This is a genomic window from Arthrospira sp. PCC 8006 (assembly GCF_046480465.1).
Classification (GTDB): domain Bacteria; phylum Cyanobacteriota; class Cyanobacteriia; order Cyanobacteriales; family Microcoleaceae; genus Limnospira; species Limnospira platensis.
This window is the reverse complement of the sequence record NZ_PKGG01000326.1, coordinates 1-3960: the sequence shown is the minus strand read 5'-3', so window position 1 is coordinate 3960 and position 3960 is coordinate 1. Positions and strand designations below refer to the sequence as shown.

The following is a 3960-nucleotide window of genomic DNA, read 5'->3' as shown; positions in this document are numbered from 1 at the left end:
GCAACGTCTATTGGTGAAATCATATTATGCCCGACTCTTAGCAGTGCGGCTGTAGGGGCGGGTTCCACGGTCAGCCATGCTTCCCAACAGTCAGCTTAATAAACCCGCCCCCCAGGCGGGTCAAGGCAAGAAAACTGCCGGAGTTGATGGAATGAGAGCAATCTCCCCAAGACAAAGGTTTGAGCTTGTTAAGAACATTAAGGGAAAACTCAAAACAAAACCGCTACGATGGGTGTGGATTCCAAAACCCGGTAGGGATGAGAAAAGCGGGAATGGGAATACCCACAATCCCAGATAGAGCTAGGCAAGCCTTGGTTAAATCGGCACTCGAACCTGAATGGGAATCGAGATTTGAAAACACAAGCTATGGGTTCCGACCCGGACGGTCAGCCCAAGATGCAATAGCCAGGATTTACCTGAGTATCAACAAAGGTGAATATTTCGTGCTAGATGCAGGTGCGAGACGTTCGGGTATGAAATAGGGCTGAAATGCCCGAAATAACTACCCGGTGAGGATTCCAGCTCCGAATCTGGATATAAGGAGACCTCTCCTGAGCATCCTCATAACTGATTATATGTCCCGACGCTTAGGTAACTAAGCAAGGCAGGGAACTCAAGGTCATAAACGAACTGAGAAATCAGGGAGTAGAGAGTAACGGCGATAGCCACCCCCAGTTTTGGAAATCATAACTCCAGGATAGAAGCGGGGAACGGAAGGCGTGAGGTAGAACCTACCACCAAGACGCGACCACTGCCAACCATCTATGATTAGGAAGACCGAATGTCCGACTTGAACCATCGTAAAGCACGAGCAGCGAAATAGGTTGACACGCTGCGCCCAAAAGGGCAAGGGGAAAAGTGGGGGATTCTGCATTCTACCCACACAGACCTTTAGAAGTACCCCGGTCGATAGGACAAATCTAACGATGGAATGCCCATATAATCGGAACGTTGTAACCCCTCTAATGCTCTGCCTATAAACAAGTGAGTAATGCTATTCACAAGGCAGTAGTGAAAAATGTAAGCGCATGCTTAGAGGGTGAAGGATGTGACCAGAAGCTAAAGCCCAATTGTCATGGTGGGGATATGCCCAATTGTCACGGTGTGGATATAGATACTGCGGTCAGTAAGAGTATAATGGCGAGGACGAGTTTAAAGACTACGTGCTGCATATAGCTCTGAACATCGAAGTAAAAAGCAGGTCTGTTGATTCTGCTCCTTTGACAAAACAGGGTATCCACACCAGGAGCCGTATGAAGGGAAACTTTCACGTATGGTTCTGAATGGGAGGGGATGGTGGTGACTCCATTCTCGACCCCTAACATATAGCGTGCGAGACGTTTAGGAGTGAAATAGGGCTGCAATGCCTGAAATAACCTCCTAGTGGGACTTCCACCCCTTGGTGGAATATAAGGGATTCGCACCCCTGACCATCCCATAACTATCTATGTGTCTCAACATCTGGCTTCGACAACCAGATAAGGCAGAGAGACTCAAGGTCAAGACTGAGCGAAAAAAAAGAGGGAAGTTGTGAACCCCTTGAGTATAACGTAAGGTTGAGAGTAACGGCGGTAGCCACCCCCAATTTGAGGATTCACACTCAACGGGTTGAAGCGGGGAACGGAAGGCGTAATAGAGGAACCTACCTCTCACTCGAGCACTGCCAACCATCCATGATTAGGGAAACCGAATGTCCGGCTTGAACCATTGTAATGCGTCAGTAGCGAAATAGGTTGATACGCTGCGCTCAAAAGGGCGAGGGAAAAAAAGTAGGAGGCTGCTATAACTACCTACACAGACCTTTAAAAGTACCCCGGTGGATAGGACAAATCTAAAGATGGAATGCCCGCATAGATGGAACGTTTAAACCCCTCATTGGCTCTCAAGTGGCGGGATGTACCCGTGGAGTAGTGAAAAGTGTAAGCGTATGCCTTTAAGGGGAAAGGATGTGATTGAAAGCTAATGCCTAACTGTAATGGTTAGGATATGCCCACTAATCACGGTGTGGATATAGAGACCGCGATAAGTAAGAGTTTAATGGCAGCGAGTTGAAAGACTAACGCAAGCATATAGCTTTGAAAGTTGAGGTCATAAAGCAGGGGGTTGTAACCCTGTTCCCAGTGACAAAAGGGGTATCTACATCAGGAGCCGTGTGCTGGGAAACTCGCGAGCACGGTTTGGAATGGGAGGGGTAGGCTGTGAAGTTTATCTCGACCCCTAACAAAATGCTCTTACCGTGAACCATGATTACCTACTGTCCAAAACTCATTGTCCAAGTAGCCTAAAAAGAGACCTGAAACAATGGCTCAAAGCAGGTGTGCTAGATAACGGTGTATTTGAGGATACAGAAGCAGGGACACCCCAGGGAGGGGTAATAAGTCCAATACTCGCTAACATCGCACTGTTGGGGATGATTAGGTTAATTGAAAAACTGTACCCTAAGAAAACAGACAATCGCCCGTATGCGAATGTCATAAGATACGCCGATGATTTTGTGGTCATCTCAAAAGACCTAAGAATCATTGAACAGTGCCAAACTGCAATCACCGAATGGCTTAAACCTGTAGGCTTAGAAATAAAACCTGAAAAAACTCGAATCTGTCACACGCTCAAACCTATTGAGTATGATGATAAAACAGAGAAACCAGGGTTCGACTTTCTAGGATTCAATATCAGGCAATATCCAGTAGGAAAATATAAATCTGGAAAAACAGGGGGACCTAAGAGCCGATTAATCGGACATAAAACCCACATAAAACCCAGCCAAAAAGCAGTTGCCCATACAGAAGTGATTAAAGGTGTAATATAACAACATAAAACAGCACCTCAGTCAGCCCTGATTAGCAGACTAAACCCGATTATCCGAGGATGGTGAAACTATTATTCAGCGGTAGTCTCAACCGAGACATTCAACAAACTAGACAACATAGTTTGGCAAATGATACGGGCATGGACAGTGTCAAGATGCGGAAAGGCAAGCCATGAAAAGCTAAGGAATTACTTCAGAAATGGAACAGTTAAACTTAGCAATGGGAAAGAAAGACACGAAAATTGGATGTTCCAAACCAAAGATGGGTTACATCTATTCAAACACAACTGGACTCCAATTGTCAGACATACCTTAATACGCCCTGACGCAACACCATACGACGGAAATTGGACCTACTGGGCAACCAGGAAGGGACGAGCAATCGATACGCCAAATAGGGTAGCAAAACTACTCAAAAAGCAAAAAGGTAGATGTACCTGGTGTGGGCAATACTTTACCCCATCAGACTTAATTGAAGTAGACCACGTTGTACCTAGAAGCCAAGGCGGAAAGGATGAATACAAGAATCTTCAAATATTACATCGCCACACCCGCGACAATAAAACAGCTCTTGATGAAAGAGATGTTGCTGTACTCTTAACAAAGAGACGGTCAAACTAGGAGCCGTATGAGGTGAAAGTCTCATGTACGGTTCTGCTGCTGAATGGGAGGGGTAGACCGTGAGGTCTATCTCGACCCCTAATCAATTAAATATCAGTATACATATTAGTATCCGCCGCATCTTGAAGCTGTGGCACAAACTCCGTCCCCTTTAGCTTCATCCCCATTTCCAACAGTATTTCTGCCATATCATGTTTAGAAACTTTGTCATTTCCCCTCATCGACAAACGTTGATAAAGTTGTTAAAATACCTCACTTGTTAAATTCCTAAAGTCTTCTTGCCACCTATCTCTAGTTTGCTAGTTTGGTTGAATTCATCACGGAGCAGGTTAGTTTGAGTATCCAGAGATTGATCCAAAGATTCAATACTGTTAGAAAACTTACGATTGATTCTCTCAAGATGCTGTCGCAGTTCCGGGGCTTCTTCTTTACTCTCTGTACTTAGAGATTTAAACTTTTTATCAAAGGCTTCGTTAGTCGCCCTAATGTCAGTCGAAAAAACACTTTTTAGCTGTTGTGCATAATCATGA

Annotated in this window: 3 protein-coding genes and 2 pseudogenes; 3 read left to right on the top strand and 2 right to left on the bottom strand. The window is 45.2% G+C overall.

Features of this window, described 5'->3' with window-relative positions:
* The first annotated feature begins 76 nt into the window (after positions 1-76).
* The 3 genes and pseudogenes from B9T16_RS26505 to B9T16_RS26495 form a co-directional block, all read left to right on the top strand.
* Positions 77-298: a hypothetical protein gene (locus tag B9T16_RS26505; protein WP_014274215.1), complete on the top strand. Its 222-nt coding sequence runs from the start codon at positions 77-79 to the stop codon at positions 296-298.
* Entirely contained in the window at positions 258-482 is a 225-nt protein-coding gene (locus tag B9T16_RS26500) for an RNA-directed DNA polymerase (protein ID WP_071941189.1), read from the top strand. The genes B9T16_RS26505 and B9T16_RS26500 overlap by 41 nt, the downstream gene beginning before the upstream one ends.
* A 1754-nt stretch (positions 483-2236) precedes the next feature.
* A pseudogene (locus B9T16_RS26495) lies at positions 2237-3410 on the top strand (group II intron reverse transcriptase); the annotation flags it as partial.
* Between the two features lie 106 nt (positions 3411-3516).
* On the opposite strand, the gene B9T16_RS26490 reads toward B9T16_RS26495, so the two are convergent.
* Both B9T16_RS26490 and B9T16_RS26485 read right to left on the bottom strand, forming a co-directional pair.
* Positions 3517-3651: a hypothetical protein gene (locus B9T16_RS26490; protein ID WP_410246103.1), complete on the bottom strand. Its 135-nt coding sequence runs from the start codon at positions 3649-3651 to the stop codon at positions 3517-3519.
* 38 nt (positions 3652-3689) lie between these two features.
* Positions 3690-3960: pseudogene (locus B9T16_RS26485) on the bottom strand (hypothetical protein); the annotation flags it as partial.